The organism is Methylobacterium sp. 391_Methyba4 (genome assembly GCF_029691625.1).
In the GTDB taxonomy this organism is placed as follows: Bacteria; Pseudomonadota; Alphaproteobacteria; order Rhizobiales; family Beijerinckiaceae; genus Methylobacterium; species Methylobacterium fujisawaense.
The window spans coordinates 3,657,105-3,680,498 of record NZ_CP121475.1 but is presented as its reverse complement, the minus strand read 5'-3'; the positions used below and the strand labels follow the sequence as shown (position 1 = coordinate 3,680,498).

The 23,394-nt window shown below is 67.1% G+C and carries 23 protein-coding genes; 7 read left to right on the top strand and 16 right to left on the bottom strand.

Going from position 1 to position 23,394, the window contains the following annotated elements; genetic code table 11:
- Positions 1-5: 5 nt before the first annotated feature.
- The 9 genes from P9K36_RS17205 to P9K36_RS17165 all read right to left on the bottom strand — a co-directional run bounded on the left by P9K36_RS17205 (position 6) and on the right by P9K36_RS17165 (position 8,898).
- On the bottom strand, positions 6-1,661 hold the full coding sequence (locus P9K36_RS17205; protein WP_210274612.1) for a patatin-like phospholipase family protein: 1,656 nt from the start codon (positions 1,659-1,661) through the stop codon (positions 6-8).
- 239 nt (positions 1,662-1,900) lie between these two features.
- A complete protein-coding gene (locus P9K36_RS17200) occupies positions 1,901-3,133 on the bottom strand; it encodes a pyridoxal phosphate-dependent aminotransferase (protein WP_230365906.1) in 1,233 nt (410 codons plus the stop codon).
- On the bottom strand, positions 3,130-3,828 hold the full coding sequence (locus P9K36_RS17195) for a glycosyltransferase family 2 protein (protein ID WP_043378343.1): 699 nt from the start codon (positions 3,826-3,828) through the stop codon (positions 3,130-3,132). The genes P9K36_RS17200 and P9K36_RS17195 overlap by 4 nt, the downstream gene beginning before the upstream one ends.
- Positions 3,829-3,831: 3 nt before the next feature.
- Positions 3,832-4,884: a radical SAM protein gene (locus P9K36_RS17190; protein ID WP_043378338.1), complete on the bottom strand. Its 1,053-nt coding sequence runs from the start codon at positions 4,882-4,884 to the stop codon at positions 3,832-3,834.
- Positions 4,881-6,239, bottom strand: a complete 1,359-nt coding sequence (locus P9K36_RS17185; protein WP_043378335.1) for a glycosyltransferase 87 family protein — start codon at positions 6,237-6,239, stop codon at positions 4,881-4,883. Before P9K36_RS17185 ends, P9K36_RS17190 begins: the two co-directional genes overlap by 4 nt.
- Positions 6,236-6,979 carry a DUF2064 domain-containing protein gene (locus tag P9K36_RS17180; RefSeq protein ID WP_043378332.1) on the bottom strand — a complete coding sequence of 248 codons (744 nt, stop codon included), beginning with the start codon at positions 6,977-6,979 and terminating at the stop codon, positions 6,236-6,238. Before P9K36_RS17180 ends, P9K36_RS17185 begins: the two co-directional genes overlap by 4 nt.
- Before the next feature lie 19 nt (positions 6,980-6,998).
- Positions 6,999-7,529: a hypothetical protein gene (locus tag P9K36_RS17175; RefSeq protein ID WP_043378331.1), complete on the bottom strand. Its 531-nt coding sequence runs from the start codon at positions 7,527-7,529 to the stop codon at positions 6,999-7,001.
- Positions 7,526-8,299: a molybdopterin-dependent oxidoreductase gene (locus P9K36_RS17170; RefSeq protein ID WP_043378328.1), complete on the bottom strand. Its 774-nt coding sequence runs from the start codon at positions 8,297-8,299 to the stop codon at positions 7,526-7,528. The genes P9K36_RS17175 and P9K36_RS17170 overlap by 4 nt, the downstream gene beginning before the upstream one ends.
- Entirely contained in the window at positions 8,296-8,898 is a 603-nt protein-coding gene (locus P9K36_RS17165; protein WP_230365908.1) for a cytochrome b/b6 domain-containing protein, read from the bottom strand. The genes P9K36_RS17170 and P9K36_RS17165 overlap by 4 nt, the downstream gene beginning before the upstream one ends.
- Before the next feature lie 249 nt (positions 8,899-9,147).
- On the opposite strand from P9K36_RS17165, the gene P9K36_RS17160 reads away from it, so the two are divergent.
- Both P9K36_RS17160 and P9K36_RS17155 read left to right on the top strand, forming a co-directional pair.
- On the top strand, positions 9,148-10,134 hold the full coding sequence (locus tag P9K36_RS17160; protein ID WP_043378325.1) for a helix-turn-helix domain-containing protein: 987 nt from the start codon (positions 9,148-9,150) through the stop codon (positions 10,132-10,134).
- A gap of 485 nt (positions 10,135-10,619) precedes the next feature.
- Positions 10,620-11,891 (top strand): nucleotide disphospho-sugar-binding domain-containing protein, encoded by a 1,272-nt coding sequence (locus P9K36_RS17155; RefSeq protein WP_043378323.1) that lies wholly within the window; start codon positions 10,620-10,622, stop codon positions 11,889-11,891.
- An 88-nt stretch (positions 11,892-11,979) separates the two neighbouring features.
- Here the strand turns inward: P9K36_RS17155 and tnpA are convergent, their stop codons facing one another.
- Complete coding sequence (tnpA, locus tag P9K36_RS17150; protein WP_043378321.1) at positions 11,980-12,387, bottom strand: IS200/IS605 family transposase; 408 nt, start codon at positions 12,385-12,387, stop codon at positions 11,980-11,982.
- Here tnpA and P9K36_RS17145 point away from each other — a divergent pair.
- Together P9K36_RS17145 and P9K36_RS17140 are read left to right on the top strand one after the other, a co-directional pair.
- Positions 12,340-13,497 carry a transposase gene (locus tag P9K36_RS17145; protein WP_308445284.1) on the top strand — a complete coding sequence of 386 codons (1,158 nt, stop codon included), beginning with the start codon at positions 12,340-12,342 and terminating at the stop codon, positions 13,495-13,497. The genes tnpA and P9K36_RS17145 overlap by 48 nt on opposite strands.
- Before the next feature lie 362 nt (positions 13,498-13,859).
- Positions 13,860-16,871, top strand: coding sequence for a bifunctional diguanylate cyclase/phosphodiesterase (locus tag P9K36_RS17140; protein ID WP_143739264.1), 3,012 nt, complete (start codon positions 13,860-13,862; stop codon positions 16,869-16,871).
- Between the two features lie 66 nt (positions 16,872-16,937).
- Here the strand turns inward: P9K36_RS17140 and P9K36_RS17135 are convergent, their stop codons facing one another.
- On the bottom strand, positions 16,938-17,270 hold the full coding sequence (locus P9K36_RS17135; protein WP_043378319.1) for a hypothetical protein: 333 nt from the start codon (positions 17,268-17,270) through the stop codon (positions 16,938-16,940).
- A gap of 226 nt (positions 17,271-17,496) precedes the next feature.
- Here P9K36_RS17135 and P9K36_RS17130 point away from each other — a divergent pair, with 226 nt between their 5' ends.
- Complete coding sequence (locus tag P9K36_RS17130) at positions 17,497-18,372, top strand: cytochrome P460 family protein (protein WP_051975888.1); 876 nt, start codon at positions 17,497-17,499, stop codon at positions 18,370-18,372.
- Between the two features lie 36 nt (positions 18,373-18,408).
- Complete coding sequence (locus tag P9K36_RS17125) at positions 18,409-19,005, top strand: cytochrome P460 family protein (protein ID WP_051975887.1); 597 nt, start codon at positions 18,409-18,411, stop codon at positions 19,003-19,005.
- A 473-nt stretch (positions 19,006-19,478) separates the two neighbouring features.
- Here the strand turns inward: P9K36_RS17125 and P9K36_RS17120 are convergent, their stop codons facing one another.
- The 5 genes from P9K36_RS17120 to P9K36_RS17100 form a co-directional block, all read right to left on the bottom strand.
- Positions 19,479-20,390: an AraC family transcriptional regulator gene (locus tag P9K36_RS17120; RefSeq protein ID WP_139239449.1), complete on the bottom strand. Its 912-nt coding sequence runs from the start codon at positions 20,388-20,390 to the stop codon at positions 19,479-19,481.
- Positions 20,387-20,527 carry a hypothetical protein gene (locus P9K36_RS17115; RefSeq protein WP_158713259.1) on the bottom strand — a complete coding sequence of 47 codons (141 nt, stop codon included), beginning with the start codon at positions 20,525-20,527 and terminating at the stop codon, positions 20,387-20,389. The genes P9K36_RS17120 and P9K36_RS17115 overlap by 4 nt, the downstream gene beginning before the upstream one ends.
- Before the next feature lie 343 nt (positions 20,528-20,870).
- Positions 20,871-21,422, bottom strand: a complete 552-nt coding sequence (locus P9K36_RS17110) for a peroxidase-related enzyme (protein ID WP_043378316.1) — start codon at positions 21,420-21,422, stop codon at positions 20,871-20,873.
- 45 nt (positions 21,423-21,467) lie between these two features.
- On the bottom strand, positions 21,468-21,995 hold the full coding sequence (locus tag P9K36_RS17105; RefSeq protein ID WP_043378313.1) for a DUF417 family protein: 528 nt from the start codon (positions 21,993-21,995) through the stop codon (positions 21,468-21,470).
- 79 nt (positions 21,996-22,074) lie between these two features.
- Positions 22,075-22,383, bottom strand: a complete 309-nt coding sequence (locus P9K36_RS17100; protein WP_043378310.1) for a hypothetical protein — start codon at positions 22,381-22,383, stop codon at positions 22,075-22,077.
- Between the two features lie 168 nt (positions 22,384-22,551).
- Between P9K36_RS17100 and P9K36_RS17095 the strand changes: the two genes are divergently transcribed.
- Positions 22,552-23,067 carry a MarR family winged helix-turn-helix transcriptional regulator gene (locus P9K36_RS17095; RefSeq protein ID WP_081948528.1) on the top strand — a complete coding sequence of 172 codons (516 nt, stop codon included), beginning with the start codon at positions 22,552-22,554 and terminating at the stop codon, positions 23,065-23,067.
- The last annotated feature ends 327 nt before the right edge of the window (positions 23,068-23,394 follow it).

The following is a 23,394-nucleotide window of genomic DNA, read 5'->3' as shown; positions in this document are numbered from 1 at the left end:
GCGGCTCATGTCCAGGCTCCCAGGCGGCCCGACTCCAGCGCTTCCCGGGCGCAGCGATAGCCGAGTTCGGCCGTCGTCTCGAAGCTCGACCACGCCCGCAGATCGACCCCGGCCAAGGAGGGCTTGAGCAGGACCGCAGCCCGGGTGACGGCCGCCATGGTCTGGGCGTCGCTCGACACCATCGCGGAGCGCAGGAGCAGGTGCGCGATGCCGGGGAGCTGGTCCGAGATGCCGAGGAGGCGCCGGAACGCCTGCGCGCTCCGGCCCTGCCGCGGCATGACCTGGAAGGCGGCGTCGCTGCCGACATCCACGGCGAGAACCGGCCCGCGGTCGAGATCGGCCATCACGTCGGCAGGCAGGTTGTTCATCATGCCGCCGTCCACGAGGATGCCGTCCGCACTCGCCACCGGGGGCAGCAGGCCGGGAATGGCGATGCTGGCGCGGATCGCCCGGTCGAGGGGGCCCGCCCAGTGGACCATTGCGGTGCCGGTCGTGAGGTTCGAGGACACGCAGAAGAACGGGCGCCAGAGATCCTCGACGCGGGCATCGCCGAACCGCTCGGCCAACCCCGCATCCACCTTGGCCCCGCGCGTCAGGGCGTGGAACGGCAGGGTGTAGTCGTCGAGGGGGTTGCGTCCGACGAAGGAAGCCACCGTGTGGGTCTCGATCGCGTCGAGGCTCCAGTCAAGGGCGACGCTGGCGGCCAGGATCGAGCCCATGCTGGTGCCGCCGACGAGATCGATGTCGAGCCCGGCCTCGCCGAGCGCCCGCAGAACGCCGAGATGGGCGAGGCCGCGGGCGCCGCCGCCGCCGAGGACGAGGGCGCGGGCATGGCCGGACGCGATCCGGGCAAGCCGGGCGAAGTCGCCACCGTGGTTCTCGCGAACCTGGAGCCGCAGGGAGAAGGGCAGCGCGGCGACGTCGGGATGCAGAGGGCGCGGCAGGCGCGCCTCGGCGGGCTGCGCCACGGCGAGGTCCATGCGGATCCAGTCGGAGCGGATCGAAGCGAGATAGTCCGCGGCGCCGGGCCGTGGCGGCGCGCCTGGCTCGGCCAGCAACAGGACGTGGTCGGCGTGGCGCAGGCAGAGCCGGCACCAGGGGCAGTCGATCTGGTGGGCGACGAAGACCGTGCGGTCGTGCGTTTGCTCGTAGCGGTGGAACCACGCCTCGTCGGCCTCGGGGGGCCATTCGGAGAGGCAGCCGGTCCGCCCCGGCAGCGCGGCATCGAGGGCCTGCGCCAGCCGCTCGCCGAAGGCCGTCGCCTTGAGGCCCTCGGTCACCGCCAGGACGGCGAAGCTCCGCGGCGCATGGCTCAGGGTCACGCCCGTATGGGCGGTGCGCAGCCGCGCGGCCAGGATCCGGGCGAAATAGAGCAGCGTCCCGGGATGGGCGGCGATCAGATCCTCGAACGACGCGCGGGAGAGCCGCAGGAGGTGCGTATCGCGCAGGGCCGTTGCCGTGACCGAGCGCGGCTCGCCGGTGAGCAGGGCGAGTTCGCCCACGGTATCCGGAGGGGCGAGTCGGATGAGGCGGCGCACGCTGCCGTCGCGCGGGTCGCGGATCGAGAGGCCGACCGCGCCGCTCACGAGCGTGTAGAGGGCGTCGGCCTCGTCCCCCTCCTCGAACAGCGTCCGCCCTCCGGCGACGGCGACGGAGGTCATCCGCGCCCGGATCGCGACGTCGGCGTCTCCGTCGAGGGGGGCAAGAAACGGAATCTCCGTGCGCCCCGAAGCCCGGGCGGCAGGGACGGGCGCCACGTCGCAGGCGCCGAGGCGTTCGGCCTCCGTGGGTGGTGCGGATAGGCCGCCGAGCCCGGTGAGCCTCGGGGAAGCGGCTGGGGCCGCGCCCGGAGGAACGGAACCGGGGTGCTCGATGCTCCGGTCGCGTCCGATCTCGGCACTCATCGGCCGGCGCGCCGCTGCAGATGATCCCCGAGGATCCCGAGCGCCGCGCCGCTGCCGACGCGACCGAGGCCGAGGCGCAGGCGGTCCGTGGGGACCGGCGCCAGCGCCGAGTGCCACAACGCGGAGGGCAGCACGAGGACGCCGTCCTCGGACGCGAGAGCCTTCGAGAACTCGGTCGCACCCTCTCGCCCACGGAAGCGGGGGCAGGCGAAGGCGAGATTCGTCGGTTCTTCCGGATCGAACAGGTTCGGGTAGCGATCGAGCAGAGCACGCAGACGGTGGTGGTTGCGCCGCCCGATCGCGCGGGCGCGGCCGGTCAGGCGCTGCTCGGCCCGCAGCGCGACCTGCGCCAGGATCTCGCTCGGTCCGGCGAGGCAGCTCGACAGCAGGCTCTTGACCGCGAGGACGCGGTCGAGCGCCCCGCGGTCGCGACAGGCGGCCCAGCCGACGCGCAGGCCCGGAAGCCCGAAGCCCTTCGACAACCCGTTGATGGAGATCCCGCGCTCGTACACGTCGACGACGGGTGGGACGGCTCGGCCCGGGTCGAGGTCCGTCTGGCGATAGACCTCGTCGTTGACGAGCCAGAGCCCGTGTCGGCGACAGAGGTCGACCAGCCTCTCCAGAGTCGTTCGATCCAGCGACGCGCCGGTCGGGCTGTTGGGAAAATTCATCAGCACCAGCCGCGTGTTCGGCCGGATGGCGGCGACCAGCCCGTCGAGATCGAGGGTCCAGGCCGGTTCCGGTCGGAGGGCGACGCCATCGGCCGCGCACAGCCGCGACACGACGAGCTCCGAGGGTTGGTAGATCGGCACCACCACCACCGCGTGATCGGCCGGACCGAGCAGCGCACTCAGCACGCAGGCCACTGCTTCCTGCGCCCCTGCGCTGACCAGCACGTCGTCGGCAGCGAGCCGGCGGTAGCAGCCGGCGATCGTGGCGCGCAGCCAGGAGGCGCCGCGCGGGTCGGCGTAGCCGAGGTCGGCCCTCCGCCAGCGCCGACGATCCTCCGGGCCGGCAAGGCGCAGCAAGGCGGCGAGCGACAGCGGCTCCGAGTCCGAGGCGGCGAGGTCGTGATGCGCGCAGGCCGACCAGCGATCCAGGTACGCCGCCAGCGCGAACGACCCTGCGGGCGCGATCCCGTGGTCCGTATCGGGGCCGGGCGCCTCCGTCCGGGCGCCGGCCCAAAGGCCCGGTGCAGCGTCGTCCTTGAGCGCCATCGCCGGCCTCACGCGCGCCGCTCCGAGCCGGCGGCGACGCGCAGGTAGGTCGCGCCGATCCGAGCGGCGGCCCGCATCGTCCCACCGAGCGAACCCGCGACCTTCGAGGATCCGCCCAACCGGCGCCGGTAGGGCATAGGCACCTCGCGGATGCGCAGGCCGGCTCGCGCGGCCTGCATCTGCATCTCGATGTTCCAGCCGTAGGTCGGCTCGCGCAGGGCGAGGGCCCGCAGCACGGCGCGGTCGATGGCGCGGTAGGCGCACATGTCGGTGTATCGGACGCCGTAGCGTAGGCCGATGCCGAGGCCGGCGAGCCGGCCGGCGAGCACTTGGTGCCAGAGCATCGATCCGGGCTCGCGGCTGCCCAGCGTGCGCGAGGCGAGGACGAGGTCGTGGCGGCCGGCGAGCACCGGCCCGGCGATCCGGTCGATCAGGTCGCCGCGATCCGCGCCGTCGCCGTCGAGATAGACGATCACGCGCGAGGCCGGATCGGCCGCGGCCGCCCCGAGCGCGCAGGCCCGGCCGTAGCCGCGTCCGGCCTCGATCACCCGGGCGCCCGCGGCCCGGGCGACGTCCTGCGTCCCGTCGGTCGAGCCGCTGTCGGCGACGACGACGTCCGCCGCGTAGGCCGGCGGGATCTCGCGGATCACCGCGCCGATCGCTTCGGCCTCGTTCAGGGTCGGGATGACGATGCTGACCGGATGCATCGCTCAGAGACTCCAGCGCAGGCCGCAGTTCCGGCACGGGGCGGGCGGCACGTCGGAGAGGAGCGACGTCCGGAAGTCGCGATAGGCCGCGCCGTTCCAGATCTCCCGGAGCGTGGCCTGCGTGGCGTCGCCCAGCGTGTAGTTGGAATAGCCGCGCACCGAGAACGGCGCGATGCAGCAGGGCAGCGCCCGACCGTGGGCGGTGACGTACATCAGGGACCAGGGTCGCCGACAGGTGGCCCAGGCGCGGTCCTCCTGACGCTTCAGGCTGATTCCGGGCTCGGTCGCGCCCGAGGCGTCGAGCGTCACCCCTAGCGAACGGCCGATGGCCTCGGCCTCGGCGATGGCGGCGGCCTCCGCCGCCTGGGTGCTCTCGAACAGCGACAGGTCGGCGCGGGCCATACCGTACCCGGCCTCGTCGAAGACGAGGCGCTGCAGGTGCACCTCGGTCACGCCCATCTCGGCGGCGAGCCGCACGAAGGTCGGGAGCTGGTCCACGGTCTCCTTGAGGCCCGTGAGCCAGAGCGAGACCCGGGGGGTCGCGGCGCCGGTCGCCTTCTGGAACGCGACGAACTTGCCGACGTCGCGCACGATGCGGTCGAAGAAGTCCTTGCCCCGCACCCGGCGGTACGAGGCCCGGTCGGCGGCATCGAGGGAGACGCGCAGCTCGTCGAGCCCGGTATCGATCAGCTCCTGAAAGCGCCTCGGCTGCATCAGGGTGCCGTTGGTGTTGAACAGGACGTAGGTGCCGCGGTCCTTGAGGTAGCGGACCATCCGCGGCAGGTCCTTCACCAGCATCGGCTCGCCGACCCCGTGGAGCACGACCCGGGCGACGTCCGGAACCTGGTCGACGATCCGGCTGAACAGCGCCCAGCTCATGTCGGCCGGGGGCTCCAGGGTCTCGAAGGTGCGCGGGCAGGTCTCGCACAGCAGGTTGCAGCGGTTCGTGACCTCCAGATAGAGGCAGACCGGCGGCGCCAAGGCCTCGGAGGCGCGGTCGGGGCCGACCGCCTCGAAGTAGCGGCGCGGGTCCTTCACTGCGGCTGAGGCCGTCATGGTGCGGTTCCTTCCGGGAGAGCGGAGAGGGGTGCGGTGCAGGCCTGCCGCAGGGAGCGGGCGGCTAGGAAGAGGGCCGGGACGAAGACCAGCGACGGCCACAGGAAGCGGTCGTCGAACGGGTCGATCAGGAACAGGATCGGCGCCGAGCCGAGCCAGATCAGGGCCGGGGCCGGCGCGACCACCGCGGGCAGCGCCAGCCAGGGATAGTACCAAGCGTAGTGTGGGCTCGCCGCGCAGGTGGTGAGGGCTGCGAGGAGCCCGGCATCGCGGCACAGCGCGACCGCGTCGGGCGCGGTCTGCCGGTTCGGGCCGAAGGCGATCCGGAGCGCGAGGGCGGCGAGCGTCAGTCCGGCGCAGACCAGGTAGGTCCGCAGCAGGCTCGGGGGGCTGAGCCCGAGATGCCCGAGACCGGCGAGCAGCCAGTAGCCCACGCCGGTGTCGTAGCCCTCCTCGGCCCCGTAGCCGCCGGCGAAACCGAACACGTTCGGGCCGGCAGCGAGGTAGGGCAGGTACAGGACGGCGATCACGGCCACCCCGGCGAGCATAGGCCGCCACAGCCGGCCTCCACGGACGAAGGCGGGCGCGACCGCGACAGGCAGAACCTTCACCAGCGTCGCCGCGCCCAGGAGCGCGCCCGCGAGCCCGTACCGACGACGGGTGCGGGCCAGCAACGCGATGCCGAGGAGGCCGATCGCCACGGCATCGACGTGCCCGTCGCGCGCGAAGGACCACAGGGCCAGCGGATTCCAGGCGTAGATCAGGATGCGGGCCGAAGGCAAGCCGGCGCCGCGCAGAACCGCGAGCATGGCCAGCATGCCCAGGGCCTCGAAACCCAACATCGCCAGCTTCATCCCGGTGACGCTGTGCGATACCTGCCCGACGGCGGCGAAGACCAGCTGCGCCGCGGGCGGGTAAATCGTACGAGCGTAGTCCTTGCGGTTGATCAGCGGGTAGACCGCCGGGTCGCGCAGCCGCTCGAGGGCGGGGTCGGCCGGGATGTAGCGGTAGGGGTTGATTCCGGCGGCCTGGACCTGCCCGTCCCAGACGTAGCGGTAGATGTCGGTCGACAGGAACGGCAGCGCCGGCAGCAAAGCGGCCCGCAGCAGCACGGCGATGCCGAGGATCGTCCATAGGGCCGCGCGCGGCAGCCGCTCCCGCAACACGAGGCGCACGGCGAGGAGGTAGACCGCGAGGCCGACCGCGACCACGCCGATGAAGGCGTTGGATTGGGGCGCCGCGCCGACGGTGTCGGCGCCCGGCACCTGGATCGCCAGCGCGCCGACAGTGACGGCCAGAAGCAGGAGGCCGAGGGCCGCGAGCCGATGAGCGGGGCTGGCGAGAAGCCGGATCATGCCGGCACCAACTCCGACGCGCGCGCGAGCCGCGCCAGGACCGAGCGCGTCGCCGGGGCCGCGTAGCCGGTCCTGTCGGCGGCGAGCCGCGCGAGCGAGGCCGCGTCGTCGACGTCGTACCAGGGCTCCAGCTCGACGAGATCGAGGCCGATCTCGCGCGCCCGGGCGCGGGTCGCTTCGGCGACGGTGTCGGTGCTCCAGGCGATGTCGGCGAACAGGCGGGCATGGGCCTGCTTGAGGCCGAGGATGTAGTAGCCGCCGTCGTCGCAGGCGCCGAACACGCCCCGCTCGCCCGGTTCGAGCAGGATCCGGGCCGCCTGGATCAGGAGCCGCGTCGGCAGGGTCGGGATGTCGGAGCTCAGCACGCAGGCCGCCGCGTGACCGTGCGCCAGCATGCCCTGGACGGCCTGCAGCAGGCAACGGCCGAAGCCCTCGACCTGCGCCGCGGTTGTGACGCTTCCATCCGCCAGGACGAGGTCGGTTCCCCGCGCAAGATGGGGGATCACCAGAGCCTCCGCGCCCGGCGGCGCGAAAGCCGCGTAGGCGGCAATCGGCGCGGCGCGGGCCGCCTCTTGGATGTTGGCGGTCGTGTCGCGCAGGAAGGCGGCGCTCAGAGCCGCTGCGTCGTCGAGGGTCAGCGGCGGGCACAGCCGCGTCTTGGAGCGCCCGCTTCGCGGCGCTTTCGCCATCACCCCGATCGCGCAGGTGGGGGCCGGTCCGGAGGTCGGTCCTCGTGCCATGTAGAAGGCTCCCGCGTGGTCAATGGAAGGGGCGGACGATCCCGAGGCGGATCGTCTCGTCCGGCGGTATCTCGGTGGCGGAACCGGGCGTGAAGGTCGGCAGCGCGCGCAGGCGCTCGGGCGTCAGGCCCATGAGGGCGACGTGCTCGCCCAGGAGCGCCACCGCCTCCACCGGCACGGCCACGAGCCGGGACCCGAATCCGCTCCAGGCGACCGCTCGCAGGCCTAGCCAGCCCAGCCCCAACGCACCGTCGAGGCGCACGGCCATCTCGCCCGCGCCGTCGCCGCGGCGCACGAGCCCCGTGACGCGGCCGAGGACGGACTGGGACTCCTCCGGCCGGAGCAGGAGGCGGCCGGCGAGGTCGCCGACGCGCACCGGCTGCGGAAACCGGTCCGCCGCGCGACCCGCCATCTCGGGCGCGGTCATGCCGGGCTTCGGCATGTGGTCGGGGGCCGGGGAGGGGCCCGGCGTCTGCGCCTGCGCCGATGCGGAGAGCGCCAGCGTGAGCAGGCAGGTGCCGACGGCGCACCGGATCGCGCGGACGCTCATAGGCCTGCGAACCAGCCGAAGCCGCGGCTCTCCCAGTATCCGCCGGGGTAGGTGTTGGTGACTTCGATGACCGTGATCCACTTCGGATTCTTGTAGCCGAGCTTGACCGCCATGCGCAGGCGCAGCGGGTATCCATACGGGTCAGGCAATTCTTCGCGGGCGTATCTGGTCGCGAGCAGTGTCTGGGGGTGCAGCGCGGTCGCCATGTCGATGCTGCTCGGGTAGTCGTCCGCCGTCTTGAAGGCGACGTACTTGGCGGTGAGGTCGGCGCCGACGCGCTCCAGGAACGCCCGGAGCGGTACGCCCGACCACTGCCCGATGTAGTCCCAGCCCTCGACGCAGACGTGGCGAATGATGATCTCGCGCTCGGGCAGCTCCGCGATCCGGCGGCGCGTCCAGGGCCGCTTGTCGGAGATCAACCCGGCGAGTTCCAGCCGCCACGCGTCGCCGTCGATCGGCTTGACGTCCTCGACGTCGTAGTAGGCGTTGAAGCGCGGCGGCTTCAGCACCTGGGACCCCGGATACTCGGGCGCGAGCTTTCGGGGATCGAAAAGGGCGGCCTGGACGCCGTCGTTGAAGTCGGACATGGCACGGAGCGCCCGCCCGACCGCGCTCGTGTCCGTCACGTCGCAGCCGGTCAACATCGTGAGCGCGCCGAGCGACAGGCCGCCCCGCAGGAGGCCGCGACGCTCGATCCTCCGGACCAAAGCGCGGTGGTCGTCGAGGATGCCGGGATCCGGCACCTTGAGGGGGCGGAACGGCGACCTCATCGCGTCGCCTCCCGCGCCGTGGCAGGGAGGGCCGGGCGGCGTACGGGGCCGCCGGTCAGCATCGCCCACAGCGTTCGCGGCACGAGCAGGGACAGCACGACGTGAACGACGAGGAAGCCGACCAGCACCGCCATGCCGGCGAAGTGGACGAGGCGCGCGCCCTGGAACCCGCCGAGCAGCGCGACGAGCCCGGAGAACTGGACCGGCTTCCAGATGGCCAGGCCGCTGACGACCTGGCCGATGCCGGCCAGGATGGCGACGATGTAGAGGATCTTCTGGACGGCGTTGTAGGTCGTGAGGTCCTCGTGCGCGAGCTTGAGCCGCAACGTGTCGCGGACGGTCTGCACGATTTCGCGCGGACGGATCGGCAGGAGGCGCTCGCGCAGGCGCCCGGTCGCGACGCCGTAGACGAGATAGGCGGCGCCGTTGGCGACCAGCACCCACATGGCGGCGAAGTGCCAGAGCAGGCTCTCGGCCGCCCAGGATCCGATCCGGGCCGACTTGGGGAAATAGATGCCGTGGATGATGACGGAATCGTCGTAGATGCCCCAGCCGGACCCGATCAGCACCACCATCGCCGCGGCGTTCGTCCAGTGCATGACCCGTACCGGCCAGGGATGCAGCCGGCGAGGCACAGCTGTGGACTGCGTCGGCGCAGTTCCAGGGTTGCCTCTCAACACGGACATGAACCGTGATCGCGTGGAAGGACGTCGAGCATCCCAGCGTGGCTTATGCTGCGTGCGTGCTTCACGGGTGTGGTTTGTTGTATCATGCTACAACTCCTAATTCATTTCGTCTTCCGGCACGATATCGTTTAAATCCGTTGCGCTTTGATTCGGTCGGCACACATGTCAGATCATGTATTAGTCAAATTACTATCGACTTTGACGGTGAGGGTTCATGCCTTCGCATTCTGCGAGATTCAATCGGGGTGGCGATTGCGGAAGCAGGGCATCGCTGACGCCCTGCTCGTCCATTATGTCTTGTCAGGCACCGGGACTATCGTCGTCGGCGACCAGGAGCCCGTGGCCTTCGGGCCGAACAGCATGGTGATTCCGCCGCGCGGCGTTCCTCACTCCCTCGGTTTCGCCGGGGCCATGCACACGGTTACAGCTCGAGATGCGCTCAGGGTGCTTCCCGACGGCCTCGTCGCGCTGACGGCCGGCGACGGCAGTCGCGACATCCTCGTGGCTTGCGGCGCGATCTCGGCCAGTTACGCCGGCGCGCTCGGCCTCTTCGACCGCCTGCAGGGCGCATTGATCGAGGACCTGTCGGGCAACGACCGACTGCGGCACGCCTTCGCCTTCATGATCGAGGAGTTGGTCCAGCCCGGACTCGGCACGCAGGAGGTGACGAGCGCGCTGATGAGGCAGTGCCTCGCCATTCTGCTGCGGGTTCACCTGAAGGAGCGGGGTACCAGTTCGCCAATCTTCGCGGCGCTGCGGGATCCGCGGCTCATGCGCGCCGTCGCGGCGGTCCTCGACGCACCCGGCGCCTCCCACACGGTCGATAGTCTCGCTGCACTCTGCGGGATGAGCCGGTCCGCGTTCGCCGAGCGGTTCTCCGCCATCTTCGGCGAGGGGCCCATCGAGTACCTGCACCGGGTCCGCCTGCGCCTCGCGGCACAGTTGCTGACGACGTCGCCCATGCCCGTGAAGGTCATCGCCGCAAGTGTGGGCTACACCAGTCGAAGCTACTTCTCGCATGCCTTCAAGGCGGCCTACGGCGTCGATCCGAGCGCATACCGCGGTCGATGCGCGGACGCGGCCAAGGCCATCGAACCCGGATCCAACGCGACCTTCGACTCCGCACAGGATGTCACGGGCGAAGATTGAGCGCGCGCTGGCCTGGAGAACCGGCAGCCCATGCGACGACGACATCGAGCCTACCATCTTCGCGATTTCCCGCTCGATTTTGCGGATCGAAGGCAGGCATGGAAGCGGACTGGCGTGCGTTATCGTCCAAAACAGGTGCTGCGCCGCATATCCCGTGTCGACAATTTCAGATCGGTCGCAGTCCTATGGCGAGCGGCACCGTTGCGACGTGCGCGGCGGCCGCACGTGCATGAGGCGCCACATTCGAGGTGATCGCCTGACATGCGATGGAACAAGGCTTGTTTCACGTGCCGTCCGACCAGCGACGGACGCGGTGCGGCTTCCTGGTTCCCCCGCAGGAGCGAGTTCGCATCACCTTGGCCGAACTTCGCAACGCCGATTGCGAAGGCGCCAGCCGATACTTGCGGAACCGCTGGTAACGGACCGAGCGACACACGCGAAATAAATGTGACTAACCCTGATCGAGGATTGCGCCGGATGTCGGCATGAAAGTTTTGATTGCAGCCAGCCCCCTTACGGGCCACGTCAACCCCCTGTTGGCTGTGGGACGACTGCTGGCCAGGCGCGGCGACACCGTCTTGGTGGTGACCGATCCTTCGTTTCGGCAGAAGGTCGAATCTTCGGGTTTGCGCCTCACAGCTTACGAAGACAGGGGTGCGGCGACCTATCTGGAGCCGCACCTGCCGCCTGGACCGGTGCGGTGGACGCACGAATTCGAGCACCGCTTCATCGAACCGATGGCGACGCAAGCCGCGGTTCTGCGCGAGACGATCCGGACGGAGGCTCCGGATGTGATCGTGGCAGGCAGCCTGTTTCTTGGGATCTTGCCGCTTCTTCTCGATGCGACGACGTGCCGGCCTCCGATCATCGTACTCAACATCAGCTTTCTGTTCCTCGACCGTCCCGACGATGCGCCGGTCGGCATGGGGCTGCTCCCGGCCCGGGACGACATCGAGCGTGCTCGCTACGCCGCATTGAAGGTGGGTCTCGATGCCTCATTCGTCCGACCGGTTCGCGCCCTCACCGACGCCCGCCTGGCCCGGCTCGGCGCGCGACCTTTGCCAGCCTCGTTGACCCAATCGCTCGCGATACTGCCCGACGCATTCCTGCAGCCGAGCGTCCGCGAGTTCGAGTACGATTTCGGTACGTTTCCTCCAGGACTGCGTTTTGTCGGGCTGCTGCCGACCACGCCGATGGCGGTCGCGGTACCGGAATGGTGGCCGGATCTGGAGAGCGGCAAGAGCATCATCCTAGTGACACAAGGCACGCTCGCAAACGCTGATTTCAGCGAACTACTTGAGCCGACGCTCCAGGCGCTTGAGGGGCGCGACGATCTTCTCATCGTTGCAACAACTGGCGGGAGATCCGTAGAGGAGATACACTGTGAAATACCGGCTAATGGCCGGGTCGCCACCTTTCTGCCTTTCGACGTGCTTCTCCCCAAAATCGATCTCCTGGTAACCAACGGGGGCTACGGAAGCGTCTCACAAGCTCTCGCCGCTGGCGTTCCGATTGTCTCCGCCGGCTTGACCGAGGACAAGGCCGAGGTCGGAGCCCGGATCGAGTGGTCGGGCGTCGGCTTGAATCTTGCGACGAACCGCCCGACCGTGGACGCCTTGCGTTGGGCCGTCGAGAGGGTGCTCACGGAGCAGCGGTTTCGCGAACGTGCTCGTGTGATGGCACGGGCCTTCGCCGATCTGGACCCAGGGCGCGAGATCCTAGCTGCCATCGACGCTCTCACCCACGTGTCGGGGTAGAGTTTCGACTTTCGCTCTTAGCGGAACGCGCGCCAATCCCTCTTCTTTCAGGGAGAGGTTGTAGGCGCGCTCGCGGCGACAGCCGCGATCAGCGACCTTGGTTCTCGATGTACTGCTTCAGGATCGAGAGCGGGGCGCCGCCCACCGACCCGGCGAAGTAGCTCGGTGTCCACAGCACGCCTCGGCTCTTCCTGACAGACCAGAACGAGGCGATCTCGGGGAACTCCTTCTTCAGCAGGCGGCTCGACACTCCCTTCAAGCTGTTGACCAGTTCCGAGAGCCGAACCTTCGGCGGATAGAACACCAGCAGGTGAACGTGGTCCCGCTCGCCGTTGAACTCGCGCAACTCGACCTCGAAGTCCGCACACACGCTGGCGAAGATCGCTTGGAGCCGGTCGAGGTGCGCACGGGTCAGCACCTTGCCCCGCCGCTTCGTCGTGAACACTAGGTGGGCGTGCAGGGTGAAGACGACGTGCCGCCCGGTGCGAAGCTCCATAGACCAAACCGTCTCGATGCCCTATGTCAAGGGCGTGACCACCCTTACAGACCAAACGGTTCTGAAGACCTTCAGCTTCCGCGTCAAGGACGCGACGAGCGGCTGATCGCGCTCGGCGATGCGGTCAATACGGTCTGGAACTACTTTAACGAGATCAGCATGCGCTCGGCACAGCGTGGTCCGATCTGGGCGGCCAAGAAGCAGCTTCGCGTTCTGACCAAGGGCAGTGGCAAGCTGCTCGGCCTTCCGTCGCAGGTCGTGCAAGAGATGATCAACCAGTACGTCATAAAACGGAAGGCTGCGCGCCGTCCGAAGCTTCGCTGGCGTGCGAGCCGTGGGCCCAGGCGGGCGCTCGGGTGGGTGCCGTTCACGAACCAAGACATCGCCCTCGACGGAACAACCGTGCTCCTGCGTGGCCAGCGCTTCCGCCTGTGGCTGCACCGCGCCGTCGAGGGGCGGATCAAGTCGGGCAACTTCAGCCAAGACGCGCGCGGCCGTTGGTACTGCAACCTCGTGTGCGAGGTGCCCCGTTCGCAGGGGCGCGGGCGCGATGACATCGGCGTCGATCTCGGGCTCAAGTCCGTCGCCAAGTGCTCGGACGGCACAGGACTTGAGCAGGCGCAGTTCTATCGCTGCCTCGAACCCAAGCTCGCCGAAGCGCAGCGCAAGAGGCGCAAGCGGCAGGTCAAATCGATTCACGCCAAGATCGCCAATCGGCGGAAGGATGTGCTTCACAAATTCTCTCGGGCGCTCGTGGATCGCGCCCGCAAGATCACGGTCGGCGACGTGTCGGCCTCGGCTATGACGAAGACCCGGATGGCGAAGAGCGTGCTCGACGCCGGATGGTCTACGCTACGCGGCATGCTCCGGTACAAATGCGATCACGCAGGGGTCGCCTACGCCGAGGTGAACGAAGCCAACACGACACGGACCTGTTCGTTCTGTGGGCGCCTCAGTGGACCCACGGGGCTGGCCGGTCTCAGCATCAGGCGGTGGACGTGCGGCGAGTGCGGATCAGAACATGAGCGCGACCAGAATGCCGCGCGGAATATCGCTCGTCTCGGATGTGAGACGCCGTGCCCGTCCGGGCATGGAAGCCCCGGCTTTTAAGTCGGGGAGACATCACGAAGGTGCATCATGACAGCGCGATGACGCCTTCACATAACGTCATGCAGGTGATCGAGAGCCCGTTCGATTCCTCGCACCGGTCGAAAAGCGCCGTCGGTTGGATCTGCAGCCCCGAATGTGGCGTGCACGATCGATGCACCTTCCACGCCTGACGTCGACGAACGGAAATCGGGACGGCCGCGCTGTCCCGATCCGGGCGGGCGAGCGGGAAAGAGCTTTCGGACGCTGTGAAGGCCGGGCAAGGACTGCACGGCTATCCAGAGTGTAAATCATCAAGATTCATGTTCCGCGTTCCGGTTTCAAACGTCGAATGTCTGTAACAGACCCGTGTTCAGGAGCTCCAGGTGCGGATTTTCGCACGCACGCATGACTTGAGAGATATCGCTAGCCGGCTTATCGCTGCGGTTTTTGTCACCGATCCAATCGGTTATTCAGAAATATTTAGCGAATTCGGCCAACGGTCATTCGCCCGCATCCGCCAGAACGCTCTTCGCGCCATGTCGCCTCAGACCAAGCAACGACCGCCTGGACTCGCGGGCAGTGCTGCCCACATCCTGAGCCAACGTTGGCATGCCGCTCGGAAGCCGGGTATGGCGTTGCCGCCTTACGAAGAGATCGCTCTCGGCTCGCTCGGTCGTTTCGCCGATGGCACGGTGCTGGTGCGCCTCGACGGGCCAGATCTCGTCCACCTGCAAACGGCATCAGCCGTCGCTACATGGCTCGAAGGGACGCCCCGTCATGCCGCCGGACACCAGCGGAGCGACTGCGCGCGGCTCTTGGATCAAATCGTGCGACGCGCCCTCCGGACCGGCCAGCCAGAGCGGCAGGTTGCAAGCCGCGTCGAGAACGGCATCGTCGAGGTTCACGAGATCCTCGCGTTGCCCCTGCACACGCACTGGGGCTTCCCGGTCGCCCTCGTCCACGTCAGCGAACCCCAGACCCGATCCAGTCTCATCGAACAAGTCTACCAGTCGACCCGGGAAGGGGTTCTCGCCCTCGCGCCCGTGCGCGACGCGGACGGACAGCTGTGTGATCTGCAGATCGTCACCCTGAACGCCGGCGCCGCGCAGCTGATGCGCCGGTCGTTGGACAGCCTGTTGTGGCAGCATCTTTCCGAAGTCTACATGGGTCATCACGCGCAGGAGATCACAGCTCGCCTGTTCCGTGTCGTCGAGAACGGCGGAAGCGACAATTTCGAGCTGGAATTCATCGGGGACGATGCGGAATCCTACCTCAAGATCGCCGTAGCCCCACTCGGCGACCTGCTCGTAGTCACCCTCGTCGACATCACGGAGCTGCGCACCCGCGAAGCCTCCTTCCGGATGTTGTTCGAGGCCAACCCGGTTCCGATGTGGGTCTTGGACGCCGGATCCTTGCGCTTCCTCGACGTCAACACCGCCGCCGTCGAGCACTACGGCTACAGCCGCGACCGCTTCCTGGCGATGACAGCCCACGACATCCGACCGGAGGCGGACCGTGCCGAACTGCAGATCGTCTTCGCGAACCGGACGAAGCCCTACGATGGCGAGCGGATCTGGCGTCATTGCAAGGCGGATGGATCGGTGATCCAGATCCTGCCTTACGTGCGTCCGCTCATGCTGCGGGGCCGGCCGGCCGTGCTCGCTGCGAGCATCGACGTCACCGAGCGCCAGCTCGCCGAGGCGGAACTGCGCCGCACGCGCAGCTTCCTCGACACGGTGATCGAGAACATCCCCGCGATGCTCTACGTGCAGGATGCGGTTGATCACCGCCTCCTGCTCGTCAACCGTGCCTGCGAGGCCCTGCTCGGCGTGCCGCGCGACGAACTGATCGGAGGGCCGTCGCATGCTCTGTTTCAGCACACGACGGCCCGGGCCGTGCTGGATCAGGACGCGGCGCTGTTTCGCGCCAGCGGTCGGGACGCGATCGTCGAGGAGCGTCAATTCGAGACGCGCGGCAACGGTACGCGCCTCCTGCACGTCAAGAAGCTCGCCGTGAGCGACGAGGAAGGGCGACCGCAGTACCTGCTCGGGATCGCCGAGGACGTGACGGAGCGCCGCGCCGTTGAGGCGCGGATCGCTCACATGGCACACCACGACCCGCTCACCGACCTGCCGAACCGTGCCTGCTTCCGCGAACGTCTGAGCGACGCGCTCGAGCGACAGCATCGTCATGCCGAGCCGGCGGCCGTGCTCTGCCTCGATCTCGACGGGTTCAAGGCAGTCAACGACACGCTGGGACACGCAGCCGGCGACGCGCTGCTGCGCGCGGTGGCGGATCGCCTCCGGCACTGCGTGCGCGAGGAGGACTTGGTCGCCCGCTTCGGCGGTGACGAGTTCGCCATCCTGCAGGCGAGCGCGCCGTCGCCTGAAGCTGCGGGCCAGCTCGCCGCGCGCCTGGTCGAGTGCTTGGCGCAGCCGTTCTCCATCATCGGTCAGAAGGTGGTGATCGGAGCGAGCCTCGGTATCGCGATGCTGCCGGGCGACGGGACCACGCCGGACCTTCTGCTCAACAACGCCGACCTCGCGCTGTATCAGGCCAAAGCGGAGCGACGCGGCACGTTCCGGTTCTTCGAGCCGGAGATGAACGCCCGCATCCAGGCGCGTCGTACGCTGGAGCGCGAGCTGCGCGAGGCGCTGAACACCGGCGCCTTGGAGCTGTTCTACCAGCCGCTCCTGAACCTGCGGGAGAACCGCATCAACGCCTGCGAGGCGCTGCTGCGCTGGCGCCATCCCGAGCGTGGCTTCGTCTCGCCGGCCGAGTTCATCCCGATCGCCGAGGAGACCGGCCTGATCGCGCCGATCGGCGAATGGGTCCTGCGCGAAGCGTGCCGGGAGGCGGCAACCTGGCCGGGCGAGATCAAGGTCGCGGTCAATCTCTCGCCCGTGCAGTTCCGTCAGCAGAGCCTCGTCCCGGCCGTCGTGTCGGCCCTGGCGAACGCCGGGCTCGATCCCAGCCGACTGGAGCTGGAGATCACGGAGTCGGTGCTGCTCGCCGACAGCGACGCCAACCTGGCGGTCCTACACCGGCTGCGCAACCTCGGCGTGCGCATCGCCATGGACGATTTCGGGACGGGCTACTCCTCCTTGAGCTATCTCCGGACGTTTCCCTTCGACAAGATCAAGATCGATCAGTCCTTTGTGCGCGAGCTCGGTGTCAACCGCCACTGCGCGGCGATCGTGCGGGCGGTGGCCGGACTCGGTGCCGATCTGGGCATCACGACAGTGGCCGAAGGTGTCGAGACCGCGGCGCAGCGCGATCACCTGCAGCATGAGGGTTGCGACGAGATGCAGGGCTACCTGTTCAGCCGTCCGCTGCCGGTCGCCGATCTGCGGCAGCTGATCGCGGCGACTGAACAGGCCGCGCGAGCCGCCTGACGATCGCGCGCGCAACCCGGTTCGGACGAGGGCCGCATATGAACCTGCAGCCTCGTCGCACGTCGCTCAGGCTGTGCGCACGCGTTCAGGAAAGGCTGGTATCGCGCTCCGCGGGATGTGAGAGCCCTGATTCGCTGCCCGGCGTCCGCTCGCACCGCGCCCGCTCGGACCCCCGTTGGAGGCGGCCGCCGCTCGCATCGTCCCGATGCGCCCGGCGATGGTCTGCTCGGCCGCACTCGCGATGGCACGGGCGATCTCCTGGCCGACCTGATCCTGGTCGTCGGCGGCAGCGGCGACGGCGCGCGCCGTGCCACTCGACTGCGCGATCGTCGCCGCGATACCGCCGACCGCGTCCGTTGTGCTTTGCGCTGCGGCATGGATCGCGTCGACCTGACCCATGCTCCGGATCGTGAACGTCGCCTCTTTTTCGTGAACGCAATCGCGCGTCGGCGCGGGCACCCTTACGCGTCGCCTGCGAACCGGGCGTGATCTTGCAGAGGGCTGGTCGTGTGCCTCATATCTCGGGCTGGCCCGGCAACCGGCCAGGAACACGCGCGCGTGCCGAACCGTCGAGCTTCGCCCTGACGCGCCGTTCGGGCCATGCCGCAATCCGGAGGATCCGAAAATGTTCTTCATGTCTCGTCATCGCTGGACGCTGCTTCGGACGGCCGGGGCTGTCGCCCTGATGGTCGGCTGTGGCGGGATCCAGAGCTCCGAGGCGCAGACCACGCCGCCGCCCGCGGCCGGTACGGCGCGGTCGGGGCAAGTACCGCCGCCCCAGCCGAGCGGCGAACCGCAGCCCCGACAGACCCAGTCGCAGGAGCGCACCCCGGAGCAGCTTAGGCAGACGCCACCCCCGCAGCAAAGCGGCGCAGCCCGGCAGAACCAGCCGCAGGAGCGGGCTGCGGCCGCGGCCGAATCCGGTCGTCCGCCGGCCCAGCCGTACACGGTCGACGGCAGGCGGACCCCGTACGTCGCCGAGTACCTGCCGGACGGCCGGCTGGTGCGCCCGATCGGCTGGCGCGAGTGGCCGTTCATCGGCACGCCGCTGACGCCGAACCGGCTCAACCTACCGGAGGCGCCATTCCCGGAGTTTCACATCGTCTATGTCGAGCCGACTGCTTGGGAGCACTTCAAACGGACGGGAGAGTTCCGCGAAGGTACTGTGATCGTCAAGGAGCTCGTGCGCCAGCAGATCAACAGCACGACGGACCCGGCAAACGGCGCGATCACGGAATCGAGCGGCAAAGGCTATTTCATGGCAGAGTATGCCGGTCTCGAGGCGGCTGTGAAGGACTCGCGTCGCTTCGCGAACGAACCGGGTCAATGGGCCTACTTCTCCTTCGGTCACGTGCCCGAGGCACAATACGCCTCGGCGACCGAGGTAAAGGCCGTCGAGACCTGCAATGCCTGCCATGCTGCAAACGCCGGCCGGGATTTCGTATTCATTCAGCACTACCCGGTGCTGCGTGGCTTGCTGGAGCGCGTCGGCAAGAACTAGGGGCCCAAGCGCTCGGCGTTGTCAGTGGAGGATCATATGTTCCGTCGCCGTCTTCCCTCGGCTACTCTTCTTCTAACCTGCGGAGCGACGCTCGCCGCGGCGACAGGCTTGCTCGCCCAACAGGTACGGTCCGCGAACGTTGCAGAAACCCCGAGGGCGTCGGTTGGGCTGGTCGACGTCGCCGGCACCATGCGTCTACCTCTCGACTATCGAGCGGCTTACCAGTTCCTCGGCACCTGGGCTGTCGCCTCCGATACCGTGCCAGGCTCGAAGGAGATGCATACGGTCTACGTCTCTCCGGGCGCGATCGACGAGTATCGAGCCAACGGCCGGTTCAAAAATGGCACCGTCTTGGTGAAGGAGGTGTTCAACGCCGAGAGCGAGGACATGACCACCGGCCGGGTGAGTCGGGCCGCCGGTCTAGCCGGTTGGTTCATGATGGTGAAAGACGATCGCGGCAGCTACCCGGGCAATCCGCTTTGGGGTGACGGGTGGGGCTGGGCATGGTTCGACAAAGGGAGCCCGGACAAGACCAAGACGCTCGACTATCGCCAGGAATGTCTGGGCTGCCACACCCCGGCGCAAGCCACCGACTGGCTGTACGTCAAAGGTTACCCAGTCCTTGCCCGCTGAGGCCACGCTGCTGCTCGATCAAGCTGGATGGCACATCACGACGAAGCTCGCGGTTGTTGTCATCATCCTAGCGCCATTGCCCTCGACCTCTGCTGCGACGCCTGCAACGGGCTCGTCGACTGATCCCCGCGCATCACCTCCATCAGCCTGAGCGAATGGGCCAGGCGCTCTGTTCACTAAGAGGTCCGAACAACCTGCCGCCGCGTGATCTCGTAAGTTTCATCTTTCTTATTTATTGGCAGGGGGCATTTATTGTCTTCGATTGATAAAACAAAAAATATCTAGTTAATGTATATCATAATTACAATATCGATATATCACGGGACAAAAGTAATTATTTAATGTATCAAATTAACTAAAGCAATATGCAATACTCGTTGCTGGAATTTATCCAGACGTGCATGCAAAGTCCTCTCCGAAAAAATTGAGAATCCTGCTGCAGCCGTCGCTTCGGTGTGGAGTGTCAGAAAAATTCACGAGAGCCGCTCCCGTCGATATGCACTCGGCGTACAACCAATCTGCTTGCGAAACCTGGTCGCGAAGTGCTGCGAGGAGTGGAATCCGCACGCAAAGGCGACCTCGGTGATCGAGCGGCGCGGATCGAGCAGCATTTCGCACGCGCGTTCGATACGACGGCGCATGAGCCAACGGTGGGGAGGCAAACCCGTTGCCTTGGCAACAAGAGTCGTGAGCTTGCGTGGAGATAGCTGCGCCGCGCGAGCCACGTCCACCAGCCTGATATCGTCGGCCCAACGCGATTCCATGTACTCGATCGCCCTTCCGACGGCGGGATCGAAACGGCTACGGCGCGGACCGAGGGATTCCCAACGGACTGCGCCGTTCATGGACGAGTGCTGCCGAAGAAGATGGACCGCAACCTCCAGTCCCAACGTATCGATGCGAAGACGCGATAAAGGTCGAGCCATGCGCATTTCAGCCAGCATCTCGACTTCAAGGCGACGAAGTTGCCAGTCAGGAACGGCTCTGGGGTCAATCGATCCTGTTGGCGCAGCAGACGAAACTGAATCCCCGGACTCGACTATATCGCCAAGCGACGGTTCAGGTACGTAGATATTCAGGGTGCGAAATCCGCCGATCGGAAGCCGCGGGTGTTCATCTAGACACACCAAGTAAATGCTACTTAGTGATTTTTGAGTATGAAATTGATAATTATCGTCTTGCAAAATGTCGCAGTCGAATGTGCAGAACCGAAGTGTCAAGTCATGGTGCTCGCGGTTCGGCTCGGCCCAAGGCTTCCAAGCCTCATCGTCGTTGCGCGTCTGGAACGCCACGGATTCGGTGTACTCTGCTCGTCCCTTCGGCCGCTTGACTGGTTGGCTATCCCGGCCTTGTGCCAAAAGGGCGATGATCGCCGGCGTGTTCACGAGCAGTCCCCCCTCCGATCCGGGCGCCCATAGTTCAGCGCACGCGGCACGAAGCCGAGCGCCTGTTCGACGTCGGCGAGCACCACCTTCGAAGCTCCGGAGCAGAGGTCGGTAGTATGGACGGTGAACTGGATCATAACGGGGTCTTCCGGCGATCTTGGGCGGGGGCGTGGATCGCCCGGAACGGCCGCTAGTGCACAGACGCCAACGAACGCACCACGTGCCTGTCCGTTAACTTGCTGCTATCGATGCGAAAACGGCGCTGCCTTGTGTACGCTTTGTCGGCGTCAGAGCACTAGCTGGACCTCGTCATACGATCGGAGAACGCAGCGCGTCGGGCTGGAGCGCTCTCCGCCGAAATGAATGACGGTCCGGTTAAAGAGAGTGCGTCGAAACGGAGCTCATGCGCCCCACGGCGGTGATCCGCACTCCCACGACGGAGCCAGAGCCCATGTGCCGAGGCTCCGGCTCCGCTCGACGTCAGCCCGCGATGCGCGTGGCAGGCCCGATATGCGGGAAGTCGACCTCGGTCTTGAACACCTCGTTGACGTAGTTGGTCAGCACGTTGACCGCGACATGAAGCACGATCTCGACGATCTGCGCGTCCGTGTAACCGACCCTGCGCAAAGCCGCGAGGTCGTCCTCAGCGACATCGGCGCGGGTGACCGCGATCTTGCGGGCGAAGTTGACCGCCACATCCGCGCGGGCGTCGGTCGAGCGGCCTGTGCGGTTGGCCGCGATCTCCGCCTCATCCAGCTTGCGGTGCTTGGCGAGCGCCGTGTGGGCGGCGTTGCAGTAGTCGCAGCCGTTGACGTTCGCAATGGCCAGCGCGATGCGCTCGCGCGTCGCGGGATCGAGCGTACCCCGTGCGAGAGCACCGGAGAAGGCCAGCACGCCTTCCAGGCCGGCCGAGCTCTGCGCGAGGACCTTGTGAAGGTTCGGTACGACACCGAGCTGCGTTCTCACACCCTCAAGCAGATCTTTGACGCTACCGGTCGCCGTGACCGGGTCGATGGAAGCGATGCGTTGCATGGTGGGTCTCCTCATTAATGGTCGGTATCCGAGGCCGGCGACAAATCAGTCGCGACGGTGACGGATCGCCTTGAGCGAGTCGGCGGCAATCCAAAGCGAAATGGCGAGCAGGCCGACATCCTTGAGGAGGAACTGACCGATCGACACCGAGATGGCGGGGAAGCCGAGCTCCGGCGCGGCGACACCGGGCGTCGACGCCATAAAGCTCAGGGTCGTGACGAAGAGGCCGGCCGACAGGAGACCGCCGAGCGCGGAGAGCTTGGGGTTGACGAGCCGCGCGGCGACGAGGGCGCCGATGCTGAGTTCGAGCACGCCGAGGAAAGCCGAGAAGCCACGCACGCTGAAGATGCTGTAGAACCAGCTCAACAGCGGGCTGTTGCCGACCAGCGGAACCAGTCCTTCCGCTTCATAGGCTGTAAACTTCATTCCCCCGAACCAAGCGTAGATGACGGCGAGCGAACCGTAGAGCGCCGCTCGGGTCAGGTGATCCCCGTACCGCTCGATCGCAGTCAAAGCCGGACCGACTTCGACAAAGGCGCCGCTTCGGCCGGAAACAAGAGAGTGATTGGACATGGGAATCGAGCTTTCTATTGCGAAGTTGTGCCGGCGGAGACGAGATGCACCTTCGCCGTCCAGGAGAGGGTACGACGCATCACCGCGCCGGAACTTCAAAGCGGGCGCCCCGGACGTCGATGGCTCGCGTCGGGTTCCGAGCCGTCGATGCCGTGGTCGCAGGCTGTCCGGAAGAGGCGGTGTAGGCGGTGGTCCGACCGTTGCTGCGCAACGGGGCAGGGCCCGCGCCGTTCGGGGCGGCGGGCGTGATCTCCCGGGGGTCGATCTCCGGCGCGACGAATTCGTGGCCCCAGGCGGTGAAGGTGCGGCTCTGCTGGGCCGCGGCCGGCAGCGTGGTGGCGGTCAAGGCAAACGCGACCGTGAACGCTGACATCGTGCGCATGAACATCTTGGATCTCCGTCGAGCCTGAGCGGGTCTCTGCCGCGATTGATTCGAGGCGGCGAATGGCGCCGCTCGTTGAACAAGTTTTATATAAAACCATTTTCGTCCGCGGCACGTGCGCCGGCGCACATGATGTGATATCAAACTTCTTGGAGGTCCGGCTCGGCGGCTCGCATGAGCGCTCGCTCGATCTATATCCTAGAACCAGCTTCCGTTTGGAACCACGACGTGCCCTCGTCCTTCAAGCTGACCCCCGTCGCGGCTGCAGCCATCGAGCAGGCATGCATCTGCGTCGCCGTCCAGCGCGCCGCCCGCGTGATCGGGCGCGAGTTCGACGCGGCGTTCCGAGCCGTCGGTCTTTCGAACTGGCAGTTCACACTTCTCACCGTGCTCGCCTGTGCTGACGGACCGACGATGCGTGAATTGGCCGATGAGCTTGCCCTCGATAAAAGCACGCTCACGGCCAACATCAAGCTGCTCGAGCGGCGTGGGTTGATCACGATCGAACCCGATCCGGACGATCGGCGTGCCCGGCGCGTTCACCTAACAGAGGTGGGCCGTGCCCGTCTCGACGAAACCGTTCCACTGTGGGAGCACATGCAGGCGGAGTGTTTGGCTCGTCTCGGCGAGGCAAATGCGGGCTCGCTTCGCCGAGCATTGGCGAAGTTGGCGGACCGTGATCAAGTCTGAACCCAAGTAGGCCGTCCGTATGGTCGTTGTCGATACTTGCATGAGTCGGGCTGTACGCGTCGAGAAGCTGACACGCTTGTCCCGCGGCGATGGCTGCGACCAGCTCCCCGAAGCGATCCCATTCGATCTATGTCGAGGGCGAGTGCGGAACGAACCGTGTGTTCGGAATCGACGATGATGGACCGTGCAGCACTCCGCAGCCGATGCCCGGCGATCGTCGGCTCTACGCCACGAGCCGACCCATCGAACAGCGAAACCGGCAGCGTGTCCTCGAGCGCACGAATTCGACGGCTCACTACGGACGCCGGCGATCCGAGTACCTCGGCG

Bases quoted from the DNA above. Each gene is read 5' to 3' on its own strand.
- P9K36_RS17100 (WP_043378310.1), bottom strand. From the start codon at position 22,383: ATGTTCATGCGCACGATGTCAGCGTTCACGGTCGCGTTTGCCTTGACC.
- P9K36_RS17190 (WP_043378338.1), bottom strand. From the start codon at position 4,884: ATGACGGCCTCAGCCGCAGTGAAGGACCCGCGCCGCTACTTCGAGGCG.
- P9K36_RS17175 (WP_043378331.1), bottom strand. From the start codon at position 7,529: ATGAGCGTCCGCGCGATCCGGTGCGCCGTCGGCACCTGCCTGCTCACG.
- tnpA (WP_043378321.1), bottom strand. From the start codon at position 12,387: ATGGAGCTTCGCACCGGGCGGCACGTCGTCTTCACCCTGCACGCCCAC.
- P9K36_RS17135 (WP_043378319.1), bottom strand. From the start codon at position 17,270: ATGGGTCAGGTCGACGCGATCCATGCCGCAGCGCAAAGCACAACGGAC.
- P9K36_RS17095 (WP_081948528.1), top strand. From the start codon at position 22,552: ATGAGCGCTCGCTCGATCTATATCCTAGAACCAGCTTCCGTTTGGAAC.
- P9K36_RS17160 (WP_043378325.1), top strand. From the start codon at position 9,148: ATGTCAGATCATGTATTAGTCAAATTACTATCGACTTTGACGGTGAGG.
- P9K36_RS17130 (WP_051975888.1), top strand. From the start codon at position 17,497: ATGTTCTTCATGTCTCGTCATCGCTGGACGCTGCTTCGGACGGCCGGG.
- P9K36_RS17110 (WP_043378316.1), bottom strand. From the start codon at position 21,422: ATGCAACGCATCGCTTCCATCGACCCGGTCACGGCGACCGGTAGCGTC.
- P9K36_RS17165 (WP_230365908.1), bottom strand. From the start codon at position 8,898: ATGCACTGGACGAACGCCGCGGCGATGGTGGTGCTGATCGGGTCCGGC.
- P9K36_RS17195 (WP_043378343.1), bottom strand. From the start codon at position 3,828: ATGCATCCGGTCAGCATCGTCATCCCGACCCTGAACGAGGCCGAAGCG.
- P9K36_RS17125 (WP_051975887.1), top strand. From the start codon at position 18,409: ATGTTCCGTCGCCGTCTTCCCTCGGCTACTCTTCTTCTAACCTGCGGA.
- P9K36_RS17185 (WP_043378335.1), bottom strand. From the start codon at position 6,239: ATGATCCGGCTTCTCGCCAGCCCCGCTCATCGGCTCGCGGCCCTCGGC.
- P9K36_RS17170 (WP_043378328.1), bottom strand. From the start codon at position 8,299: ATGAGGTCGCCGTTCCGCCCCCTCAAGGTGCCGGATCCCGGCATCCTC.
- P9K36_RS17115 (WP_158713259.1), bottom strand. From the start codon at position 20,527: ATGATCCAGTTCACCGTCCATACTACCGACCTCTGCTCCGGAGCTTCG.
- P9K36_RS17155 (WP_043378323.1), top strand. From the start codon at position 10,620: ATGAAAGTTTTGATTGCAGCCAGCCCCCTTACGGGCCACGTCAACCCC.
- P9K36_RS17105 (WP_043378313.1), bottom strand. From the start codon at position 21,995: ATGTCCAATCACTCTCTTGTTTCCGGCCGAAGCGGCGCCTTTGTCGAA.
- P9K36_RS17205 (WP_210274612.1), bottom strand. From the start codon at position 1,661: ATGACCTCCGTCGCCGTCGCCGGAGGGCGGACGCTGTTCGAGGAGGGG.
- P9K36_RS17180 (WP_043378332.1), bottom strand. From the start codon at position 6,979: ATGGCACGAGGACCGACCTCCGGACCGGCCCCCACCTGCGCGATCGGG.